At 55.7% G+C, this 21,836-nt stretch carries 20 protein-coding genes; 18 read left to right on the forward strand and 2 right to left on the reverse strand.

Going from position 1 to position 21,836, the window contains the following annotated elements; translation table 11 throughout:
* The first annotated feature begins 121 nt into the window (after nt 1–121).
* Entirely contained in the window at nt 122–1,459 is a 1,338-nt protein-coding gene (locus SK58_RS11480; protein WP_017384306.1) for a carbohydrate porin, read from the forward strand.
* Between the two features lie 87 nt (nt 1,460–1,546).
* On the opposite strand, the gene gap is transcribed toward SK58_RS11480, so the two are convergent.
* Nucleotides 1,547–2,557, reverse strand: a complete 1,011-nt coding sequence (gene gap, locus SK58_RS11485) for a type I glyceraldehyde-3-phosphate dehydrogenase (protein ID WP_048219895.1) — start codon at nt 2,555–2,557, stop codon at nt 1,547–1,549.
* A 78-nt stretch (nt 2,558–2,635) separates the two neighbouring features.
* The gene (locus tag SK58_RS11490) at nt 2,636–3,616 is read right to left on the reverse strand and encodes a GlxA family transcriptional regulator (protein WP_048219897.1); all 981 of its coding nucleotides are present in this window, start codon (nt 3,614–3,616) and stop codon (nt 2,636–2,638) included.
* Nucleotides 3,617–4,463: 847 nt separating this feature from the next.
* On the opposite strand from SK58_RS11490, the gene SK58_RS11495 reads away from it, so the two are divergent.
* The 17 genes from SK58_RS11495 (at nt 4,464) to SK58_RS11575 (ending at nt 21,835) form a co-directional block, all read left to right on the forward strand.
* The gene (locus SK58_RS11495) at nt 4,464–4,958 is read left to right on the forward strand and encodes a hypothetical protein (RefSeq protein ID WP_047719471.1); all 495 of its coding nucleotides are present in this window, start codon (nt 4,464–4,466) and stop codon (nt 4,956–4,958) included.
* A 23-nt stretch (nt 4,959–4,981) separates the two neighbouring features.
* Nucleotides 4,982–5,485, forward strand: a complete 504-nt coding sequence (gene tssJ / locus SK58_RS11500; RefSeq protein WP_015570327.1) for a type VI secretion system lipoprotein TssJ — start codon at nt 4,982–4,984, stop codon at nt 5,483–5,485.
* A 28-nt stretch (nt 5,486–5,513) separates the two neighbouring features.
* A complete protein-coding gene (gene tssK, locus SK58_RS11505) occupies nt 5,514–6,857 on the forward strand; it encodes a type VI secretion system baseplate subunit TssK (protein ID WP_048219899.1) in 1,344 nt (447 codons plus the stop codon).
* A gap of 17 nt (nt 6,858–6,874) precedes the next feature.
* On the forward strand, nt 6,875–8,113 hold the full coding sequence (locus tag SK58_RS11510; RefSeq protein WP_003859963.1) for a DotU family type VI secretion system protein: 1,239 nt from the start codon (nt 6,875–6,877) through the stop codon (nt 8,111–8,113).
* A gap of 2 nt (nt 8,114–8,115) precedes the next feature.
* Entirely contained in the window at nt 8,116–11,736 is a 3,621-nt protein-coding gene (gene tssM, locus SK58_RS11515; RefSeq protein WP_048219901.1) for a type VI secretion system membrane subunit TssM, read from the forward strand.
* A 16-nt stretch (nt 11,737–11,752) separates the two neighbouring features.
* Nucleotides 11,753–12,469 (forward strand): type VI secretion system-associated protein TagF, encoded by a 717-nt coding sequence (gene tagF / locus SK58_RS11520; protein WP_015570330.1) that lies wholly within the window; start codon nt 11,753–11,755, stop codon nt 12,467–12,469.
* Between the two features lie 11 nt (nt 12,470–12,480).
* Nucleotides 12,481–13,497: a type VI secretion system protein TssA gene (tssA, locus tag SK58_RS11525; protein ID WP_017693278.1), complete on the forward strand. Its 1,017-nt coding sequence runs from the start codon at nt 12,481–12,483 to the stop codon at nt 13,495–13,497.
* Between the two features lie 75 nt (nt 13,498–13,572).
* On the forward strand, nt 13,573–14,097 hold the full coding sequence (gene tssB / locus SK58_RS11530; protein ID WP_008502644.1) for a type VI secretion system contractile sheath small subunit: 525 nt from the start codon (nt 13,573–13,575) through the stop codon (nt 14,095–14,097).
* Between the two features lie 3 nt (nt 14,098–14,100).
* On the forward strand, nt 14,101–15,600 hold the full coding sequence (gene tssC, locus SK58_RS11535) for a type VI secretion system contractile sheath large subunit (protein WP_006810956.1): 1,500 nt from the start codon (nt 14,101–14,103) through the stop codon (nt 15,598–15,600).
* A gap of 79 nt (nt 15,601–15,679) precedes the next feature.
* A complete protein-coding gene (locus tag SK58_RS22305; RefSeq protein WP_032670776.1) occupies nt 15,680–16,105 on the forward strand; it encodes a Rap1a/Tai family immunity protein in 426 nt (141 codons plus the stop codon).
* Nucleotides 16,106–16,108: 3 nt separating this feature from the next.
* Complete coding sequence (locus SK58_RS11545; protein ID WP_022648411.1) at nt 16,109–16,603, forward strand: T6SS effector amidase Tae4 family protein; 495 nt, start codon at nt 16,109–16,111, stop codon at nt 16,601–16,603.
* A complete protein-coding gene (locus tag SK58_RS11550; RefSeq protein WP_223230143.1) occupies nt 16,588–17,037 on the forward strand; it encodes a T6SS amidase immunity protein Tai4 family protein in 450 nt (149 codons plus the stop codon). The genes SK58_RS11545 and SK58_RS11550 overlap by 16 nt, the downstream gene beginning before the upstream one ends.
* 180 nt (nt 17,038–17,217) lie before the next feature.
* Complete coding sequence (locus tag SK58_RS11555) at nt 17,218–17,700, forward strand: Hcp family type VI secretion system effector (protein ID WP_014884229.1); 483 nt, start codon at nt 17,218–17,220, stop codon at nt 17,698–17,700.
* 75 nt (nt 17,701–17,775) lie between these two features.
* Nucleotides 17,776–18,765: a hypothetical protein gene (locus SK58_RS11560; protein ID WP_015570333.1), complete on the forward strand. Its 990-nt coding sequence runs from the start codon at nt 17,776–17,778 to the stop codon at nt 18,763–18,765.
* Nucleotides 18,759–19,175 (forward strand): hypothetical protein, encoded by a 417-nt coding sequence (locus SK58_RS11565; protein ID WP_048219904.1) that lies wholly within the window; start codon nt 18,759–18,761, stop codon nt 19,173–19,175. Before SK58_RS11560 ends, SK58_RS11565 begins: the two co-directional genes overlap by 7 nt.
* 90 nt (nt 19,176–19,265) lie before the next feature.
* The gene (tagH, locus tag SK58_RS11570) at nt 19,266–21,041 is read left to right on the forward strand and encodes a type VI secretion system-associated FHA domain protein TagH (RefSeq protein ID WP_015570335.1); all 1,776 of its coding nucleotides are present in this window, start codon (nt 19,266–19,268) and stop codon (nt 21,039–21,041) included.
* Entirely contained in the window at nt 21,038–21,835 is a 798-nt protein-coding gene (locus SK58_RS11575; protein WP_003859969.1) for a PP2C family protein-serine/threonine phosphatase, read from the forward strand. The genes tagH and SK58_RS11575 overlap by 4 nt, the downstream gene beginning before the upstream one ends.
* The last annotated feature ends 1 nt before the right edge of the window (nt 21,836 follow it).

Here is a 21,836-nt window from a genome sequence, read left to right on the forward strand (position 1 = left end):
TCACACAAAGTAAAAAACATAACCGACATAACAAAAAACATAATAGCCTGCCGAAAAGCATTTAGACGAAATAGAGTGGCCCATCACTTCGGGTATTCACTTTTATTTCAGGATGGATTCTATGCAATTAAAAAAAATGGTTGTCCTCGTGGGGGCACTCTGTTCTGGCTCTCTTTTTGCGGCACAAAGCGCGACGAGCGTAGATGAAAAACTGGCGCAACTGGAGGCGCAAATCGAGGCGTTGAAACAACAGCAGGCGGCCAGTCAGCAGGCTGCTCCCGTGGTCGTCCAGTCAGAAGAGCCCGTCAATAAAGACGCACCACCGAAGCTGACGCTTTCGGGCTTTGGAGATATAAAATTTTATGGCGATGTGGAATTTAATATGGATGCTGCCAGCAAAACCGGCAGTCTGACTTCTGTTAAGCAAAGTGCTAATAGCGACTGGGCACCGGGAGATAAAGAACGGTGGGATATTAATGGTCGTATTTTGCTGGGGTTTGATGGTTATCGAAAAATGGATAACGGCCATTTTTCCGGATTTTCTGTACAACCACTGGGAGATTTGGCAGGGCAAATGTACCTTGATGATGCGGTATTTTTCTTTGGCGCAGAAAACGACTGGGAAATTAAAGTTGGACGTTTTGAAGCCTACGATATGTTCCCGCTCAACCAGGATACCTTTGTTGAATACTCAGGCAATACAGCGGACGATCTTTATAGCGACGGCTATGGTTACATTTATATGCTGAAAGAGGGGCGTGGCCGTACCGACAGCGGCGGTAACTTCCTGATGAGTAAAACGCTGGATAACTGGTATTTCGAGCTGAATACGCTGTTCAAAGACGGCAGCGATCTGTACGTCGACCAGCGCTACCATGGCGCGGAACTGGAAAATGATAAGAACGTCGCCTATGTCCGGCCAGTTATTTCGTGGCAGGACGGCCCGTTCTCAACGGCCGTCGCCATGGAAACCAATCTGGTCAACAATGCTTATGGCTATCGGGATGACGCGGGTCGTTGGGTCGATCAGTCTGACCGCACCGGTTACGGATTCACGATGACCTGGGATGGTCTGAAAGCCGATCCAGAGGATGGCATAGTCGTGAATCTCAACACAGCGTATCTTGACGCCGCAGACGAAACGGACTTCACCTCCGGCGTCAATGCCCTGTGGCGTAACGCTGAGCTGGGCTATATTTATGCACATAACGAAATCGACGAATTTAACACTTCAACCTTTGACGCAGAGTGTGAGAATGATTGCTGGATCACCGATCCGGGTGAGTATGATATTCACACTGTCCATGCGTCATACCTTATTCCCAACGTAATGAAGATGAAGAACTTTAACATTTACCTGGGCGCCTACGCTTCGTGGGTGAACGCGTCGCCGAAAAAGGGAAGCGATAAGAACGACGATCGTTATGGCGGTCGTGTGCGGTTTAAATATTATTTCTGAAGAGTGTCATGATGCCCCCCTGTTAGCAGGCAGAGGGGCCATTTTGCAGGCCGGGTATGCGCAAGCGTCACCCGGCAATACGATCGGCTACAACCCTTTCTTATCCATCAGCACCGCCAGATCCACCAGACGGTTCGAGAAGCCCCACTCGTTGTCATACCACGACAGGATCTTCACCATATTCCCGCCAATCACCAGCGTTGAAAGCCCGTCGATGATGGATGAGCGTGGGTCGCCCTGATAATCACGGGAGACCAGCGGTTCATCGCTGTAGCCCAGGATGCCTTTCAGCGGCCCGCTGGCGGCAGCCTGACGGAACGCCTCATTCACCTCTTCGGCGGTCACGTTGCGGCTCAGCGTCACCGTCAGATCGACAATCGACACCACCGGAACCGGCACGCGCAGGGAATACCCGGTGAGTTTACCGTCAAGCTCGGGGATCACTTTCCCGAGCGCTTTTGCCGCGCCGCTGGAGTAAGGCACAATGGATAATGCTGCCGCGCGCGCGCCGCGCAGATCTTTTTCCGGCTGGTCATGCAGCGCCTGGCTGTTGGTGTAGGCATGCGTGGTGTTCATCAGCCCGTGCTCAATGCCAAACTGCTGGTGCAGCACCTGCGCCGCTGGCGCCAGACCATTAGTGGTGCAACTCCCGTTGCTGACCACAAAATGCTGGGTCGGATCGTACAGCGTGTGGTTCACACCCATCACCACCGTCAGATCATCATTTTTAGCCGGGGCGGAAATAATGACGCGTTTTGCGCCGCCGCTCGTGATATGCACCGCCGCTTTTTCACGTTCGGTGAAGAAGCCGGTTGCTTCAATTACCACCTCAACGCCTGCGTCTTTCCACGCAATGTTTGCCGGGTCGCGTTCACTGAATACGGTGATGCGTTGCCCGTCAACCTGTAGCGCGCCGTCCGCCGCTTCCACAGGCACCGGCAGCGTGCCGAGCAGAGAGTCATATTTCAGCAGATGGGCGAGGGTTTTACTGTCCGTCAGATCGTTAATGGCCACAATCTGGAGATCCGGGTTGCCCAGCGCCGCGCGCAGGACATTACGTCCGATACGGCCGAAACCGTTAATACCGACCTTAACCATGATGCACTCCTTATCTGTGTTGTCTGGAGTTACTGTAGGCGTCAGGTCGTATGGCGTAAATGACAAAAAAGGATCATATTACGCCATTCTGCGGCAGTGGAAGCGCTGGCGGTATTCGCCCGGCGTGAGATGAAGCTGCTTTTCAAAAACGCGGCGCAGGTTGATGCTGGTACCAAACCCGCTTTTTTCGGCAATGATCTCAAGCGGATCCTGGGTCTGCTCCAGAAGCTGTCGGGCGGCGGCCAGGCGCGCTTCGGTGACATAACGGGCCGGAGGCACGCCCACGTCACGCGTAAACACGCGGGTGAAATTGCGCGGGCTCATGGCGACCCGTTCGGCCAGCCTTTCGACGCACAAATCTGCGGTGAGGTTTTGCAGGATCCAGCTTTGCAGTTCGCTGACTGGTCCGGTCGCGCCGGACTGCTCCAGATTATAGCGGCTGAACTGTAGCTGGCCGCCAGGCCGACGCAGGTACATCACCATATCCTGCGCCACATTGCGGGCGAGGGTGAAGCCGTAATCATCCTCCACCAGCGCCAGCGTCAGGTCAAACCCGGAGCTGACGCCGCCGGACGTCCAGACGGGGCCATCCTGAACATAGAGCGGGCCGCCCTCAACGTTGACCGCAGGATAGCGGGTTTTCAGGGTTTCCAGAAGCCGCCAGTGGGTCGTTGCCCGGCGCCCATCGAGCAGTCCGGCCTGTGCCAGCAGCAGGGCCCCGCCGCAGACAGAGGCGACGCGGCGCGCATGCGGCGCGGCCAGGTGCAGCCAGTCCACCACGGCGGTGCTCTCCTGCTCATTCATGCCGCGACCGGTAATGATGATCGTGTCCAGCGGCTCGCGCGGATCCAGCTCCGGCAGGCGATAGTCCGCCAGCAGGTTTAAGCCGGACTGGCCGTGGATCACCAGGTGAGGCTGGGTGGTGGCGATAATGATGCGGTAGCGGGGCTGCTCAAGGCCGTCCGGGTGCAGCCGATTGGCCTGCATCAGAATGTCGGCGATACCGGCGGCCTCAAACAACATGCCACCGTCAGGTACGATAATCAGGATCTTCTTCATGTCCTGAAAAGTACCTTTATCACAAAATAAGTCAAGCGGCAGACGAACACCGTCGCAGAGATAAATGAGGCGTGCCGGGTGAAAGTGTGGAACGGAAGATGTTGGGAAGAAGTAAAAGAAATATGTAGTAACGGTAAAACTTCTTGCGTGTGGTTCACTGTCAACGCCGCTGAAATCCCCAGTTTATGGGCTGCAAGGGAGCGCGCTGAACAATAAAAGAACAAAAAGATGTAGCCAGACTTAATTATTAAGCTGCAAAAAATAAACCCTGAGGATAATTTTGGGTAGGTTATTTCGGGTCGCGAAATTAAATCCCTGCCATTTTCTTCGCCGCCATTTGTTAATGCGGGGCGCTCGTGCACAATAAAAGTTATCTTCTGAATGCAACAATGAAAATATCCCAGATATATCCCACAGCGCACAGAAAAAAGGGAATTCTACTAATTATGGTAGTGGCGATAATAAGGGGTTACGTTAATGATAGTGGTTCTCTTTTGCCTGTTTAGCCATTAATTTTCATACAGTTACGAACTAAATCTGTCTAAGAAAAAGACGATTTTAGCTAAGTACGCATTTTTTATGAGATTAATCCTATAATGCATTGGGCGTATCATTAAACGCCATTAAGCAGGCGGGAAATATTGAATTGATGACAAGCTCATGTAAACTTGTCTACCGTTTGTCAAAATATGTCAGGAGCATGCTGGGCCCATTTCTGTCGGGCTCGTGCGGTAGCTATGCCTTAAAATAGTTACCTGCTGAAAATATCCCGACTATTTTAACAATAGCACCTAAGTCAAATTTTATCCCCTCTCTTCATCCTCTAAATATCGCTACGGAAAAGCATATGAAACTGCGCGTATTGTTATCACTTCTGTTTGTTATGGCGGTGGCGGGCTGTAAGGCGCCGCAGAAACCAGCGATCACCGATGATACGATTGTGACCAGCCAGGTGAATGGCGTCACGCTGACGCACCGTCACGCTGTTACCCCTCCGGCGGAGTTCACTCAGGTGAATGAACCGTACCGTGCCATGTACCCGGCATCCCTGATGAGCCGTCCTGACTACGGCGGAAAAGTGATCCGTACGCTTGAGACCGGTAAAACTTACGTCGTGCTGGGGCAGGTTGAACATTTCTGGATGGCGCTGGCCGATGAAGGGAGTGAACAGCTGATTGGTTATGTGCCGATGCGTGCCGTAATCAAGGCTGACCAGTACGAAGCGACCGTACGTAAACAGGCACTGCGCCCGAAAGCGCGCAAGAAAACCACCTGTGTTGATGTCGATGGCAACAGCAAAGCCTGCAAAGACAGCGCGAACGGTACCTGGATCCTGAACTAAACGGGTTTCACGAGCATATTTTTATGAATAATAAAAATTTTCATCGGATGTGGTTCCCTTTTTTTGCGTTGATTTTCGCGCTGATCGGTGGTTGTACGTCGTCTTCACACAGCGACCCCTCCCGCTACAATCTTCAGTTTCAGGCTCATCCTCAAATCAATGATTCTGCGCCGCTTAAGGTCAGAGTGTTGCTGCTGAAATCCGATGCGGATTTCATGTCCAGTGACTTCTACTCCTTACAGAACAACGCGTCAGCCACGCTTGGCGCGAATCTGCTGAACAGCGATGTGTTCTTCCTGATGCCGGGCCAGCTTTCGAAAACCCTGAGCGGACAAAGCTCACCGGAAGCGCGCTATATCGGCGTGATGGCGGAATACCAGGCGCTGGACGGCAAAAAATGGCGCGTCTCACTTCCTTTGCCTGTTCCCGGCGAAAACGCGATTTACCAGTTCTGGAAATGGTCCGCAGATGAACTCCAGGCCAGCGTCTTTCTTGACGTAAATGGTATCCGGGTCATCAGCCAGTAACGCCCTTCATAACAGGAAAGAGATCATCATGACGAAAGCAGAAAAGGTCGTCTGGACCGAGGGCATGTTCCTGCGTCCCCACCATTTCCAGCGGACAGAAAGTTACCTCCTCAACCACGTTCGTGAGTGGGGGGCCTTGCAGCGATCGTATCTCTGGGGCTTTCTCGACCTTGAGCTGGATGAAGCGATGCTACGCCAGGGGTGTATTGCCCTCAGCTACTGTAGCGGTTTGCTGCCTGACGGCACCTTTTTCCAGGTTCGCAGCGACCGCAATGGTCCGGCCCCGCTAAAAATCCCCGATAATCTCACCAACGAAAAGGTGGTGCTTGCGCTGCCGGTTCGTCGCGGCGGCCGTGAAGAGGTGATTTTCAGCGAGGAGCCGTCTTCTCTGGCGCGTTTTATTACCTTTGAACAAGAGGTGGAAGACGACAACGCCATGTCGGTCGGGGAGGCGACGGTCCAGTTTGGCCGCCTGCGTCTGACCCTGATGCTGGAGAAAGATCTGACGGCAGAATGGACCGCCATCGGCGTGGCGTACGTCACCGAAAAGCGCAACGACAACCACGTGCGGCTGGATAACAGCTACATTCCCCCAATGCTGAACGCCAATAACAGCCCGCAGCTCTACGGCATGATCAACGACCTGCACGGCTTGCTGGTGCAGCGTAGCCAGCAGATCGGCGGTCGACTGCGCCAGCCGGGGCGTTTCAATACGTCTGAGATGGTTGAGTTCACGCTTCTCTCGCTGATCAACCGCCACCTTGGCGACGTCTCACATTTAAAAACGCTGCCGCTGCTTCACCCGGAAGCGCTCTGGCGCAGCTGGCTGCCGTTTGCCACGGAGCTCGCCACCTGGACGCCGCAGCGTACCGCAGAGAGCATACTGCCGGTCTACGACCATGACGATCTCGCCGTTTGCTTCAGCAAACTGATGCTGATGCTGCGCCAGGGGCTGTCGCTGGTCATGGAAGATCATGCCATCCAGCTGCCGCTGCACGAACGCTCCCACGGGCTGAACATCGCCACCGTGCCGGAGACCAGCATGGTCCGCGAATTTGGCTTCGTGCTGGCGGTAAAAGCCAATGTCCCCGGCGAACACCTGCAAACCCATTTCCCTGCCCAGATGAAGGTTGCGCCAGTGTCGAAAATTCGCGATCTGGTTCAGCTCCAGCTGCCGGGCATCATGCTTCGGGCAATGCCCGTCGCGCCGCCGCAGATCCCGTGGCATGCAGGCTACAGCTATTTCGAACTCGAGAGGGGCAGCGAACTGTGGCACGAGATGGACAAGTCCGGGGCATTTGCGCTGCATCTCGCAGGGGAATTCCCGGGTCTCGATATGGAGTTCTGGGCCATCCGTAGCCCGACAGAATAATAAAGCGAGCGCTTAATATGCAGGAACGACAGGATACCGGCAGTGATGCCGTGTTTACCGGAGCCAGTGGGAACAATCAGCTGGTGGCGGCCGCCAATCCGCTGCTCAATGCGATTCCGCAAATCCGTCATTCGGTTTCCCACGACGATCAGGTCGGGCTGCGCCAGCGCCTGATTGACGAAATTCGCCGTTTCGAAGTGCGATGCCAGCAGGCGGGCTTACCGTATGAAGTGATTGTCGGCGCGCGCTACTGCCTCTGCACGGCGCTGGACGAAGCCGCCGCGCTGACCCCGTGGGGAAGCAGCGGCGTCTGGTCAAGCAATGGTCTGCTGGTGACGTTTCATAACGAAACCTGGGGCGGTGAGAAGTTTTTCCAGCTGCTGGCGCGTCTGTCGCAGAATCCGCGCGAACACATTCTGCTGCTGGAGATGATCAACTACTGTCTGCTGCTCGGCTTTGAAGGTCGCTACCGCGTGCTGGACAATGGCCGGACCCAGCTTGAAACCATCAAACAGCGCCTGTGGCAGATGATCCGTGGCGTGCGCGGCAGCTACCCGCCGCCGCTCTCGCCGCACCCGGAAGATCGCCCCGTACTGCGCAAGCTCTGGCGGCCGATGATCCCACTCTGGGCGTGCGTGGCGCTGGTCGGCTTTATCGCCTGCCTGTTCTATATCGTGCTGAACTGGCGTCTGGGTGATAACACCAGCCCGGTGCTGGCGAAAATTTACCAGTCCCAACTGCCGGAAACCACCATCCAGCAGCCTGCGCGTCAGCTGCCGGCGGTGCTGAACCTGCGCGGCTTCCTGAAACCAGAAATTGATGCCGGTCTGGTGGCCGTTAAGGATGAGGCGGATCGCAGCGTGGTGATCCTGAAAGGGGACGGACTCTTTGCCTCGGCCTCAACGGTGGTGCGCGATCGCTATGAGCCGGTCATCGACCGCATCGCCCAGGCGATGAATAACGTCAGCGGCAAAATTCTGGTGGTGGGGTACAGCGACAACGTGCCGATCCGCAGCGCACGCTTCGCCTCTAACTATGAACTCTCGCTTGAGCGCGCCCGTTCGGTGCAAAAACAGCTCCAGGGCAGCCTCTCGCAACCTGAGCGCGTCAAAGCCGAAGGGCGGGGCGAGATCAACCCGGTAGCGCCAAACACCACGCCTGAAAATCGCGCCCGTAACCGCCGCGTGGAAATTACGCTGCTGGTATCGCCTGACAATACCCAGGCCGAGCTGAACGGATTGCCGCAAGGAAACTAAGGATGCTGACTACTCTACTTTCTATACTGACCAATCGCATTCTGTGGAGCTTCCTGGGCGTAACGGCGCTCGCGGCGGTCATCTGGATGATTGGCCCGCTGTTGTCCATCGTGGATACCCGGCCCCTTGAATCAGAGCAGAACCGCGTCATCAGCATTGCGGTGGTCTACCTGATTTGGGCCCAGAGCCACATTCTGCCGCGGCTGTATAACGCCTGGCTGAACCGTAAGCTGATGGACAAGCTCAACGAAAATACCTCCAGCCCGGAAGCGGCCGATCCGCAGAAACGGCTGAACAGCGAGGAGCAGATCCTTGCCGGGCGTTTCGATGAAGCCGCCCAGATGCTGAAAAAAGCCCACTTCAGCAAAGCGGGGCACGGCGCGCAGTGGACGCAGCGCTTCAGCACGCAGTACCTCTATCAGCTGCCGTGGTACGTCATTATTGGCGCGCCGGGTTCCGGTAAAACTACCGCGCTGGCCAACTCCGGGCTGCAATTCCCGCTGGCGGACCGCTTCGGTAAAACCGCGCTGCGCGGCATTGGCGGCACGCGCAACTGTGACTGGTGGTTTACCAACGAGGCGGTTCTGCTGGATACCGCGGGGCGCTACACCACTCAGGAGAGCGAGCAGGTTCAGGACGCCGGGGAGTGGCTGGAATTTATCAACCTGCTGCGTAAATACCGCCGTCGCCAGCCCATTAACGGCGTGATTATCACCATCAGCATTTCCGACCTGCTTTCGCAGTCCGCTGAGGCCTCGCGCCAGCAGGCGGTCAACCTGCGCCAGCGTCTCTCCGAGCTGCATGAACAGCTGGGTATTCGCTTCCCGGTGTATGTGATGGTGACCAAAGCGGACCTGCTTAAAGGCTTCCGCGCCTGGTTTGCGGATTACGACAAAGCCCAGCGCGACCAGATCTGGGGCTTTACGCTGCCGTGGGAGCAGACCAAACACGCCGATTACGACCTGATGGGCAACTTCCAGCAGGAATTTTCCCTGCTGCAACAGCGTCTGGATGCCGGCCTGCCGGAAACCATGCTCAAAGAGCATGACGCCAAAACCCGTGCGGAAGCCTATCTCTTCCCGCAGGAATTCGCCGCGCTGCGTCCGCTGCTGGCTGACTACCTGAGCACGGTCTTTGCCCGCTCAAACTTCGAAACAGAATTTTCGCCGCGCGGCATCTACTTTGCCAGCGGCACTCAGGAAGGGATGCCGTTTGACCGCGTGATGGGCGAGCTGAACCGCGCGCTCTCCTTGCCCGAAGGGGAAGAAAGCACGCGCTGGGATTCGGTGAGCAAAGAGGCACCGATCCCGGGCGCGAAGGGCCAAAGCTTCTTCATTAAAAACCTGCTGCAAAACGTCATTTTCCAGGAAGCGGGCATCGCCGGGGAAAACCGCTGGTGGGAGCTGCGCAACCGCGCCGTGATGTGGTCCGGCTACGCGGCGCTGCTGGCCCTGCTGGTGATCCTGGGTGGCCTGTGGCTGACCAGCTACGCCAAAAATAAAGCCTATCTGGAAGAAGTGGATGCAAAAGTGCCGATGCTGGAGCAGCAGAGCAAGGCGCTGCAAAACCAGCCCCAGCGCGATCTGTTTGCGCTTCTGCCGCTGCTTAACAGCCTGGTGGATCTACCGAAAAGCGATGCCTTCGACGTTAACGACCCGCCGGTTTCCCGCCGCATGGGGCTTTATCGCGGGGATGACGTCAGCGATGCCTCGCAGTCTCTGTATCAGAAGGCGCTGGATCAGATGCTGCTGCCCGCCGTGGCAATGCACATTACCACCTGGCTGCGCAACGACAACGGCAGCGACGTGGAGTACAGCTATGAGGCGCTGAAGGCCTATCAGATGCTCTACCAGCCGAAGCACTATGACGGCAAATTCCTGCACTCGTGGGTGATGCTTAACCTGCAACGCAACCTGCCGCAGAACGTGACGCAGGCGCAGCTTCAGGAGCTGGAATGGCACCTGACCCAGCTGCTGGAGCCAAAAATCCAGGCTTCACCGTATGCGCAGGATGAGGATCTGGTGGCACGTGAAAGGGCGCTTATCAAACAGCAGCCGCTCTCAACACGCGTATATGGCCGCCTGAAACGTCTGCTGGAGCATGATGAGAACCTGAAGCCGGTTTCGCTTTCAGATCTCGGCGGCCCGCAGAGCGAGCTTGTGTTTTCCCGTAAAAGCGGCAAGCCGGTGAGTGAGGGCGTACCGGGTCTGTATACGCCGGACGGCTACTGGAAGAGCTTCAACGACCAGATCGACAGCGTGACCATCGCCCTGCACGAGGACGATGCCTGGGTACTGGGAGCAACCACCGCCCAGGAAGATAAACAGCAGATCGATAACGCGGTGCGCCAGCTCTACATGCGCGACTTTATCGTCAACTGGGATCGCTTTCTCGCTGACATTCAGCTCAACAACAGCGCCGATCTTTCCCAGCGCATTAACACCGCGCGCCTGCTTTCAGGCACCAACTCGCCGCTGCGCCGTCTGGTGCTTAACCTGAGCAAGGTGCTGACCCTGTCGCGCACTGCGCCAGCGCCGGAAGATGCGCAGAAAGCGGAAGACCAAAGCAACCGCGCCACCCGCACGCTGGAAGCGCTGTTCAGCAACGGTGACAACGCCCCGACGCAGGGCGCGGTTGTGACGCAGGCGCCTGAGCAACTGGTGACTGACCACTATGCGCCGATGATTGAGCTGGCGCAGCCGCTGGAGAAGGGTGGCAAGACCATCGTCTTTGACGATTTTCTTAAGCAGGTTGACGAGCTTTATCGTTACCTGACCGCCGTTCAGGATGCGGCAAACAGCGGTATGCCTGCGCCGGGCGGGGATGCAATCAGCCGCCTGCAAGCCAGCGCGGGCCGTCTGCCGGGCGGGCTGCAAACCATGTTCAGCAATATGGCCGTCGGCGCCAGCAGCGACACCCAGCGTCGCGATCTGGAGAACGTGCGTAAGCGCATCAACGTGGAAGTGGGTGGGTTCTGCCGTCAGGCGATTGCCGGGCGTTATCCACTGGTGCGCAGCGCCAGCACCGAGGTGACGCCGGACGATCTCGCCCGCATGTTCGCGCCGGGCACCGGACTGATGGACACCTTTTTCCGCGACAACCTGACCAACAAGGTGGACACCACCCAGGCGAACTGGCGCTTTATGCCGGGCATCGACGGTAAAACGCTGCCGGGCAGCGAAGGGCTGTTGCGTCCGTTCCAGCAGGCGCAGTCTGTCCGCGATGCCTTCTTTGCCAACGGCGCGACCACGCCATCCTTTAAGGTCACGGTGCGCACCGTGCGGATGGACAACACCATTCTGAACCTGACGCTGGACGTGGACGGCCAGCTGCTGCGCTACAGCCACGGTCCGCAGGCGGTGCAGATCATGAACTGGCCGGGGCCGGGCGGGACGAACCAGGTGCGTATGCAGCTCGGTCTGACCAATGGCAGCACCGCAACGCTGGTAACTAACGGTTCCTGGGCGCTCAACCGCTTTTTCGACAAGGCGCGCACCAGCCCTGGCGCGGGTAGCCTGAGCCGTCAGGCGACCTTCAACGTCGACGGACATCAGGTCACGCTGGAGTTTGCCCCGAACAGCATCCGCAACCCGTTCCAGCTTCCCCGTTTCACATGCCCATAACCGCAAGGACAGCCGTATGACGAATACCCCTGCGATGAACCGTTATAGCTGGTATGGCAAATTACCCAGCGCCGGAGATTTTTTGCAGCGTCGCTTTCCGGATACCCTGCAACGCCAGTGGTCGCACTGGTTCCAGGTCGGCCTGCTGGCCTGGCAACAGGAAGAGCAGCGCAGCGGCGAGCGCCCGTTTTCAAAAGCCCCGGTGTGGAACTTTGTCGTCCCGCCGATGCTCGGTAGCCAGATGATTCAGATGGGCTGCCTGCTGCCGGGCCGTGACAGCGTAGGCCGCCACTATCCGGTATGCCTGCAACTGAGCTTCACCCCCGCCGAGTGGTCATCCCGCCTGCTCGGGCAGGCTGAAAGCTGGTACCAGCAGCTTGGCCGTCTGGGGCTGCACGCGGTGCGTAACAGCTATTCTGCCTCCCAGCTGGATGAAATGCTGATGACCATCCCGGCGCCCCAGCCGGTTGAGCCGCAAAAGCGTTCCGACATTCTCGACGTGATTGGCTATGACGACGATGGTCAGAGCACGCTGGGCTGGCCGCAGGCGGCGGAGTGTTTTGATCCGCTGCGCCAGACCAGCTACTGGTGGACAAACCGCTGCGACGGCTATCCGCTGTACACCCACGTCCACAGCGGAAACTTCACCGGGCAGCTCTTTACGCTGCTGTTCGATCCGGCAGGCGGCGCCCGTCCGGGCCGCCACGGTCTTTACCCGCCTATGTTTGAATAAGCAGGGATCTTATGAATATCGATGAATTTCTCGCGCCGATAAGCCCCGATAACCCCTGCGGTGAAAATCTGGAGTACGACGCCGATTTCCAGGCCATGGGTCAGGCCAGTCAGGGCAAAGCCGAGCAGCAGTTTGGCGACACCATCATTCCGGCAGAGCCTGCCGACTGGAACACGGTGGAAAAACTCGCCACCAGCCTGCTGGGTCGCACCAAAGATCTTCGCGTCATGCTGGCGTTAACCCATGCCTGGACACGTCGTCGCGGGCTGGCAGGTTACGCCGACGGGCTAGTGCTGGTGCAGGAAGCCCTGTCCCGATACTGGGAGCAACTTTACCCTCTGCTGGAAGAGTATGGCGAAACCGATCCGTTCTACCGCATCAACGCCCTCGCCGGGCTGAGTGATAAATCTGACCTGACGGTCGCGGTGCGTAACGCCTCACTGCTCCGCTCAAACGGCGATGAGATTTCGCTCCGTGACGCCCAGGCGCTGCTTGACGGCAGTAAAACCGAGTGTCCGGATTATCCGGGCGGTCGTCCACGACTGATCGATGAGCTGGCCCGGGGCGATCAGCCCGGCACCGAAGCGGTAATCGTGATCAACGAACGCCTGTTGGCCATCCGCGAACTGCTTACCGGCTATCTCGGGGAAAGTGGCGTACCGGAGATGGAACAGCTGTTGAAAACCGTCGGACTGGTTTCCAGCGCCTGTCAGGTGACCGATATCAGCAAGCTGCTGCCGAACCGTGACGCGCAGGCTGAACAGCACGCCGAGCCGCAGCCGGTGGCCGCGTCGCCCGTTCAGCAGGTGACGGACTGGCGCAGCGTGCAGGTGACCAGCCGCGCCGACGCCCAGCTGATGCTGGAAAAAGCGAAACAGTATTTTGCGCAGTACGAACCCAGCCATCCCGCACCGCTGATGATTGAACGGGTGCAGCGGCTGTCTGAACTCAACTTTATGGACATTATTCGCGACCTGGCGCCAGACGGCGTTAACCAACTGGAAAACATCTTTGGACGCCGCGAATGACGCGTCCTGGCATTATGACGACAGGCATGGAGTCTGCCGTTTCACCTTCACCGCGCATCTTTGATGGAGAACATCATGGCAATGAGTAACAGTGGACAGAAATTCATCGCACGCAACCGTGCTCCCCGCGTGCAGATCGAGTACGACGTAGAGATCTACGGCGCAGAACGCAAAATTCAGCTGCCGTTTGTGATGGGCGTTATGGCCGATCTGGTTGGCAAGCCGGTGGAAAATCTGCCAGCCGTCGACGAGCGTAAGTTCCTGGAAATCGACATCGACAACTTCGACGAACGCATGAAGGCGCTGAAGCCGCGCGTGGCGTTCCAGGTGGATAACACCCTGACCGGCGAAGGTAAGCTCAACGTCGATCTGACCTTCGACAGCATGGACGACTTCCTGCCGGACGCGGTGGCCCGCAAAGTAGAGCCGCTGAACAAGCTGCTGGAAGCCCGTACCCAGCTCTCCAACCTGCTGACCTACATGGACGGTAAAAACGGTGCGGAAGAGCTGATCGCGAAAATTCTCCAGGATCCGACGCTGCTCAAATCCCTGAGCCAGTTGCCAAAAAATGACGAAAGTGCGAAAGGTAGCGAGGAATAATCGATGAGCAACCAGACTCAACAACACGATCAGCAGGCGGGCCAGGCGTTCAGCCAGGACGAGTTCAGCGCGCTGCTGAATAAAGAGTTCCGCCCGAAAACCGATCAGGCGCGCTCTGCCGTAGAAAGCGCGGTTAAAACCCTGGCGCAGCAGGCGCTGGAAAACACCGTAACCTTCTCAAACGATACCTACCGCACCATTCAGAACCTGATTGCAGGTATTGACGAGCAGCTTTCACAGCAGGTGAACCAGATTATTCACCACGAGGAGTTCCAGAAGCTGGAGAGCGCCTGGCGCGGGCTGAGCTACCTGGTGAACAATACCGAAACCGACGAGATGCTGAAGATCCGTTTTATGAGCATCTCCAAGCAGGAGCTGGGCCGCACCCTCAAGCGCTACAAGGGCGTGGGCTGGGACCAGAGCCCGATCTTCAAAAAAATCTACGAGCAGGAGTACGGCCAGTTCGGTGGCGAGCCGTTTGGCTGCATCGTGGGCGACTACTACTTCGACCACAGCCCGCAGGACGTTGAGCTGCTGGGCGAGATGGCGCGCATCGGCTCTGCGGCCCACTGTCCGTTCATCACCGGCACCGCGCCGGGCGTGATGCAGATGGAGTCCTGGCAGGAGCTGGCTAACCCGCGCGACCTGACCAAAATCTTCCAGAACACCGAATACGCTGCCTGGCGTTCACTGCGTGAATCAGAAGATGCCCGCTATCTGGGCCTGGTGATGCCGCGCTTCCTGTCGCGTCTGCCGTACGGCATTCGCACCAACCCGGTCGACAGCTTTGATTTTGAAGAGCAGACCGACGGCGCGAACCACAACAGCTACTCGTGGGCAAACGCTGCCTATGCGATGGCGGCCAACATCAACCGCTCCTTTAAAGAGTACGGCTGGTGCACCTCGATTCGCGGCGTGGAATCCGGCGGGGCGGTGGAAAACCTGCCGTGCCACACCTTCCCGAGCGATGACGGCGGCGTGGACATGAAGTGCCCGACCGAGATCGCCATCAGCGACCGTCGTGAAGCGGAACTGGCGAAAAACGGCTTTATGCCGCTGGTTCACCGCAAAAACTCCGACTTCGCCGCCTTCATCGGCGCGCAGTCCCTGCAAAAACCGGCCGAGTACCACGACCCGGATGCCACCGCTAACGCGCGCCTGGCCTCCCGTCTGCCGTACCTGTTCGCCTGCTGCCGTTTTGCTCACTACCTGAAGTGCATCGTGCGCGACAAAATCGGCTCCTTCCGCGAGCGCGAAGAGATGGAACGCTGGCTGAACGACTGGGTGATGAACTACGTGGACGGCGACCCGGCTAACTCCTCCCAGGAAACTAAGTCCCGCAAACCACTGGCGGCGGCGGAAGTGCAGGTGCAGGAAATCGAAGACAACCCGGGCTACTACGCCGCGAAGTTCTTCCTGCGTCCGCACTACCAGCTGGAAGGTCTGACCGTTTCCCTGCGTCTGGTATCTAAACTGCCGTCGCTGAAGACGAAGGACGCGTAATGACGATTGCCGGCCCGAAGGGGCCGGCCATCTGAGCGGAAGAGCTTAGCTTATTTCTGTCAGTGAATAAGGATAGACGGTGAAACATATACTTTTGATCGCGACCAGTTTGCTGGCAGTTTCTACTCTCGCAAGCGCGGACGCTGGAAATTACAAATACCCTCAAGCGGAAGCATTGCCTCAGGATGACACATCAAACTTCCAACGCGATCCGACGCTGTTAACAGGGTACGATTTAGATCTGAGTGCAGAGCGTTTTGCTAAAGCCTGGCTGTCGAAAACGAATGAACGTGAACGCATTAAGGCAAATATGTATCTTCTCGGCGTAGTCGACGCGTCTGAGGGCACTGCATGGTGCAAGGGCAGGCCTTTTTTGCCAAATACAATACATGAGTTTCTCTATTCTCGTTTTGCGAACTTATCGAAACAGCAAGGCGAGGAGCGCGCTTCAAAAATCATCATTGACGGCATGAAAGAATTACGCCCGTGCAAAAAAGGAGAGTGACAAATGAGACCATTATACGAACAACTTAAACGTCAGCATTACTCTTCAAATCACACACGCGCGGGTTTTGCCTCGGGTGAACAGGTTTTTTCAGAAATTGGCTACGATTATTCGACGATTATCAAGCAACAACCGGCATACGAAAATACCTGTGCGGTAAGAATGAGCCTGGCATTGTTAAAATGCAATGTTGAATTTACAGGGCGTTTACCCATAAAGACCGGTCCCTATAAGGGAAAAACAATCGAGCCTGGCGCAAAATTACTTGCCGATCAGCTTTATAAATCCCATGTGTTTGGCAAGGCAGAAATCTTTAAAGACCGCGAGGCTGGTGCACGCTCAATGTTGGGCCGAAAAGGTGTTGTTTTCTTCAATAAAATTGATGGGTATGGCGGTGGTCATATCGACCTTATCGAGCCTCTGAGTAATAATTCGTTTATATGTAACTCCGATTGCTTTCCGTACTGTCAGGAAATCTGGTTTTGGGAATTAAAATAATTATATTCAGGTGTCTAAAGTCCGTATTTCTTTTGCTCACTTGCTTATCTTTTTCTGCTCGCGGTGACAACCCTTACGTTGATTTTTATCAGCAGCAAACATACCGGCAGGTGGTAAAAGATTTTGTCCTGGCGCGCTGCCTTGCGCAGGTGGCAGATAAAGGCAGTCAATTTTCTGCTGATGCGGCCCGCAGTGCGAGTGCATTTATTGAATGGATACCGTTTGATGCTGAAAACGGTACTGACAAAGTTAACGCCATTATTGGGAAGTATAAAAACCAAATTAATGGTTTCCACTCGGAGCGCAAACCTGATGTAAAAGGCGTAACCTTAAATTGTCTACGTCTTTATCATAGCGACGAACTGAATAAACTGGTTCCGCAGCTCATCATTGGCGATCCTGATCGTACCTGGATTCAGGATAATCCGCAGTAGTAAAAGACTTCACATTCTTTCCTTTCATTCAGGGGGAATGTAAGACTGTCAAATGACACGGGTCGTTTGATATGAGGCAGAGGTAAAATATGGACGGTTTTATTCAGCCCCATGCTTTCCTGTTTGCCATATAAGGGCTTTTTCGAAAGCAATATTGTTCATCCACGAAGAGTAGATATTATGGCTATTGATATGTTTCTGAAGGTCGAGGGTGTTACGGGCGAATCTAAAGATTCTAACCACACCGGCTGGACTGATATTACCTCTTTCTCCTGGGGCGCGTCCCAGCCAGGTAATATGAGCGTTGGCGGTGGCGGCGGTGCCGGTAAAGTGAACTTTAACGATCTGCACGTTAACGCTCTGATCGACAAATCCACTACAGCAATCCTGAAACACTGCGCAAGCGGTAAACACCTGACCAAAGTTGAACTGTCCGTCTGCAAAGCGGGTGGTCAGCAGGTTGAATACACCCGCATCACCCTGGAAGACGTTCTCGTGACTTCCGTTCAGTACACGGGTGCAGACAACGGCGATACCGTTGGCGTGACCTATGCATTCCAGGCTGCGAAAGTGAAACAGCAGTACTGGGAGCAGACCACTGCCGGTGGTAAAGGTGCTGAAAGCAGCGCTGGCTGGAACATCAAAGAAAACAAAGAAGCGTAATTGCGCGCGTGACCGGGGAGTTTTCCCCGGTCATTATTTATAGAGACTTAATTTCGTTTGCAAAGGGATGTCAATATGAGCGTAAAATCAACGGTTGCTCCTGGTTATTGTGTTGTTCAGCAGGCTGGTACGTTAGATTTCCAGGCAAGACTACTGTTCAATAAACCAGACAGTGAAGCGGCACGTTATTTTATGCAAGTGAACAGGGACACACGGTGGTTAAAACCCGGGCAAATATTGATCCTTAATGCTCCGGGTGCTGAAAATGCGGTTCAGCTAAAACAATTACAAAATGCAAAGCAAAAGGTTAATGGAGCATTGGCAGAACTGAATACAGATGAAGCTAATTTCTTTAACAAGCATTTTAGTACCATCGCAGCATTAACTAATTTTATGGATAAATCTCTCGGGGTGGTTGCTGATGCAGGTGAAAGGTACTTTAGCGAAATAGAAAAGAAATTAAAAGCTATCGAACTGGCTTATCAAAATCAATACAGAACGCAAGGCACATTGATCGGGCAGCAGTTTTTTGTTGAAAGGCAAAAACTTTTTTCTGAGCTGGATGTTTTATTAAATAAGCTGTCCAGACTAACGCTGAAACTGAAACCTTATGAAGAAATCAAGCACGCTTTAGGTTTATCAAGCAGGTCAATTGTCCACGAATGGAGTACTGCGGGTGTTGCCTCGATACGAGGGTATTCAACATATGTAGACAATGCTTCAAAAGCTGCCCGTTTTCTGAAAATGGGAGGATGGCTTGCTATCGGCTTCGCTGGTGCAAACACAACCAATGAAGTTTACGATGCCTGTACAGTAGGTAGAGAGCAGAGTTGTTCAAAAGTCGCCGTTAAGAAGTACAGTCAATTTGGCGCCAGTCTTGCGGGCGGGATTTATGGCGGAAAATATGGCGCCATGGCTGGGGCTGGCGTATGTGTTGCATTGGGCGTGGCAACAGGTGGTGTAGGGTTGCTCGCGTGTTCTGTGGTAGGAGCCGCTGCGGGTGGATACATTGGTGGCGAAGTTGCCGGTGGAGCAACTGAATATGTCATGGATAAGCTATGGTGAATTTAGAAAATATTCTTTTATTTCTGATTATTGTTTTATTTTTACTTGTCGTAATTATGGACTTCATCAGTTCCCGTTATTTTAAAAAACACGAGGCCGAATATAATCAGCTTCTTTCAGAATATAGGCAAAAAGGCTACGATCTCGATCTGGTGACAAATTACGCATCATTTTTTGGTTCGCTGGCGAACTATCAAAAAATAATCTGGTTTGTTCGTCTTCGCAAAGGCGTGAAGATGAAATTTACCAAAGACAGAAATGTTCAGGACGATGCCTATAAATTCGTTCAGGCTTTACCGGAAGAGAGAATCGGCTGGATATTAAAACTGCATCGACGCTATAAAGCTCAGGCCTTACTTTTTACGCTATGGCTGCTTATCGGCATTATTTTCCTGAATGTAGTCAAATAGCTTTAATCAGCCCTTAACCCCCAAACCCCGCCGTTCTCACCCCCGAGAGCGGCAGCGTTTGAGCGCTAATCATACCAGCAGGAATACGCCATGCGATTCACGATTATTTCTACGAAACCCGGTCATCAGCCGCCGCAAAGCAGCTGTGATTTTTATGCCCCGGGCGGCACCATTGGGCGCGGTACGGATAACAATCTGGTGCTGCCGGACAATGACCGCACCATCTCGCGTTTGCAGGCCATCGTTCACGTCGACGCCAGTGGCGAATGCCGCGTCACGAACCGCGGCAGCGTTACCCGCGTGGTACTGAATGATATCCCGCTGGAGCGTGGGCGTCAGGTTGAGCTTCAGGATGGGGATATTCTCGGTATTGATGATTATCGCATTGAAGTCAGCGAACTCATTCATGACACCCAGCCCGTAAGCCGCATGGCGGCCAGCATGCAGCAGGCGCGCCCAGTGGCGACACCTGCACCAGCGCCGCAACCGAAACCGGCCAGCGCCGCGCCTCGCGGAAAAGCTGAACCTACGGCCGTGCCGTCGGAAATCTGGGACAGCCTGATGCAGGAGTTTTCCATCTCCGACAGCATCTCCAGCAACCGGGCAAAACCACAGCCCGCGGCCTCCCACGACCCGTTCTCTCAGCCTGCGGCCCCGGAGCGGAATGCCGAAGATCCGCTGGCAATGTTTAACGACGCCGAACCGTCGCTTGAACGTAAAAACGTTGACCCGGACACGCTGTTTAGCGATGAAGCGTTGTTTAAAAAAGAGAGCATCTTTGACGATGTCACCCCTTCAACGCTGGTACAGCCGGACGAAAGCAAACCTGCCCAGCCAAAGGAAGAGGCGTCGGACGAACTCGATCCGTTAGCCCTGTTTGGCGGGTCGGCGAGCGCACCTGCCGCGCGTCATGATGACCCTCTCGGCCTGATGGGCGGCGCGCCGTTAACCCATCCGGATGAAATCGTGGCCGATAAGCCGGAGCCAAAGCCTGAACCGCAAGCCGCACAGGAAGAGGATGCGCTGGCCAGCTCACCGCTGTTCGATCCGGAACCGACTGAACCACAGGACGCGCCGCGCGCGGAAGAGGAGCCCGCGCGCCCCGATTACGCTGGCTTCACCATGCCAACGCCGCAGGCCGTGGCGCGCAGCAACGCGCAGGCGCCTAAAGGCCGCCTGCGTATCGACCCGGTTAAAAACGCTGCATCGCCTGCTGCCTCCGCGCAGACCGGCGAGCGGGGCGAGGTGCTTCAGGGCGAACTGCTGGAGGCGCTGCTGGAGGGCATGGGCCTGAGCGAAATGCAGCCGGTACCGCAATTCGACCGGGAAAATATGCGTCAGCTGGGGCAGATCCTGGGCATGTTCTCGCAGGGGACCGTGGCGCTGCTCTCCTCGCGCTCCATCCTCAAGCGTGGGGTGAAAGCCGATATGACCATGGTGCTCGACGATGCGAACAACCCGTTCAAACTGTTGCCGACCGGGAAAACGGTGCTGATCCAGATGTTCGGCACGCCGATGCCGGGCTTTATGCCGCCGACCAAATCGGTGCGTGATGCGCTGATCGATCTCCAGGCACACCAGCTAGGGATGATCTCTGGTATCCGCGCCATTATCGCCGCCATGCTGCAATCCTTTAACCCGGAACAACTGGAAGAGCAGGCGAAGCAGAACGGGATGACGTCACGCCTGGCGCTGCCGGGCAGCCGTAAAGCCGCGCTGTGGGATTATTTCGTTCGCAGCTATGGCGAGACGGCGGGCGAGATCGAGGACGACTTCCATACCCTGTTTGGCGAAGCCTTCCTCCATGCCTATGACATGGAGGTCAATCAGTACAAAGACTCACAAAGCGGATCGGAAGAAAAATGAATATCGCAACGGCTTCTCTCTCCCGCCAGGGGACGCGCGCCAGCAACCAGGATCAGACGGGAGAAACCATCGGGGAACGTTCAGCCTGCTTTGTCGTCTGTGACGGCATCGCGGGCCTGCCGGGCGGCGAGGTGGCCGCTGAGCTGGCCCGCAACAGCATTATTTCCCGCTTTGACGGCGACAAGCACCTGAATGCGCAGCATATTCGTGACTACGTCCAAACGGCGAACCGCACCATCCTCAGCGAACAACAGGCCGTGCAGGACTATCGCCGGATGGGCACCACGCTGGTCAGCCTGTTTATCGACAGGGATTACCGTCTGGCTTACTGGGCGCACGCCGGAGACAGCCGCCTGTACCTGTTTCGCCGCGGCTGGCTGTGGCATGTCACCACCGATCACAGCCTCGTCCAGCAGATGAAAGATGCCGGGCATCAGACCGACGATCTCAACAGCAACCTGCTGTATCTGGCGCTGGGTATTGAGAATGGCGGACCGGAAGCGAGCTACAGCGATGTCGTGCAGGTTGAGGACGGTGATGCCTTCCTGCTCTGCACCGACGGTTTCTGGCACGGCGTCAGCGAAGAGCAGATGAAGCAGTCGCTGCACATGGTCAATACGCCACAGGAGTGGCTGACCTTAATGAACCAAATCATTCAAAAGAATGCCGAACAGGAGGGCAATGCTCAGGATAACTATACCGCCGTGGCGGTGTGGATGGGCAACCCTCAGGACACCACTTTGCTGCATACGCTCTCTGACGCAGCACAATTTCTTCCCTGCGGAACTGATTAGA

It is taken from the genome of Enterobacter sp. BIDMC93 (genome assembly GCF_001037805.1).
In the GTDB taxonomy this organism is placed as follows: Bacteria; Pseudomonadota; Gammaproteobacteria; order Enterobacterales; family Enterobacteriaceae; genus Enterobacter; species Enterobacter hormaechei_C.

What these genes read in the sequence shown, in the direction of transcription:
- SK58_RS11480 (WP_017384306.1), top strand. Translation starts at nt 122, where the DNA reads ATGCAATTAAAAAAAATGGTTGTCCTCGTGGGGGCACTCTGTTCTGGC.
- gap (WP_048219895.1), bottom strand. Translation starts at nt 2,557, where the DNA reads ATGGTTAAGGTCGGTATTAACGGTTTCGGCCGTATCGGACGTAATGTC.
- SK58_RS11490 (WP_048219897.1), bottom strand. Translation starts at nt 3,616, where the DNA reads ATGAAGAAGATCCTGATTATCGTACCTGACGGTGGCATGTTGTTTGAG.
- SK58_RS11495 (WP_047719471.1), top strand. Translation starts at nt 4,464, where the DNA reads ATGAAACTGCGCGTATTGTTATCACTTCTGTTTGTTATGGCGGTGGCG.
- tssJ (WP_015570327.1), top strand. Translation starts at nt 4,982, where the DNA reads ATGAATAATAAAAATTTTCATCGGATGTGGTTCCCTTTTTTTGCGTTG.
- tssK (WP_048219899.1), top strand. Translation starts at nt 5,514, where the DNA reads ATGACGAAAGCAGAAAAGGTCGTCTGGACCGAGGGCATGTTCCTGCGT.
- SK58_RS11510 (WP_003859963.1), top strand. Translation starts at nt 6,875, where the DNA reads ATGCAGGAACGACAGGATACCGGCAGTGATGCCGTGTTTACCGGAGCC.
- tssM (WP_048219901.1), top strand. Translation starts at nt 8,116, where the DNA reads ATGCTGACTACTCTACTTTCTATACTGACCAATCGCATTCTGTGGAGC.
- tagF (WP_015570330.1), top strand. Translation starts at nt 11,753, where the DNA reads ATGACGAATACCCCTGCGATGAACCGTTATAGCTGGTATGGCAAATTA.
- tssA (WP_017693278.1), top strand. Translation starts at nt 12,481, where the DNA reads ATGAATATCGATGAATTTCTCGCGCCGATAAGCCCCGATAACCCCTGC.
- tssB (WP_008502644.1), top strand. Translation starts at nt 13,573, where the DNA reads ATGGCAATGAGTAACAGTGGACAGAAATTCATCGCACGCAACCGTGCT.
- tssC (WP_006810956.1), top strand. Translation starts at nt 14,101, where the DNA reads ATGAGCAACCAGACTCAACAACACGATCAGCAGGCGGGCCAGGCGTTC.
- SK58_RS11545 (WP_022648411.1), top strand. Translation starts at nt 16,109, where the DNA reads ATGAGACCATTATACGAACAACTTAAACGTCAGCATTACTCTTCAAAT.
- SK58_RS11555 (WP_014884229.1), top strand. Translation starts at nt 17,218, where the DNA reads ATGGCTATTGATATGTTTCTGAAGGTCGAGGGTGTTACGGGCGAATCT.
- SK58_RS11560 (WP_015570333.1), top strand. Translation starts at nt 17,776, where the DNA reads ATGAGCGTAAAATCAACGGTTGCTCCTGGTTATTGTGTTGTTCAGCAG.
- SK58_RS11565 (WP_048219904.1), top strand. Translation starts at nt 18,759, where the DNA reads ATGGTGAATTTAGAAAATATTCTTTTATTTCTGATTATTGTTTTATTT.
- tagH (WP_015570335.1), top strand. Translation starts at nt 19,266, where the DNA reads ATGCGATTCACGATTATTTCTACGAAACCCGGTCATCAGCCGCCGCAA.
- SK58_RS11575 (WP_003859969.1), top strand. Translation starts at nt 21,038, where the DNA reads ATGAATATCGCAACGGCTTCTCTCTCCCGCCAGGGGACGCGCGCCAGC.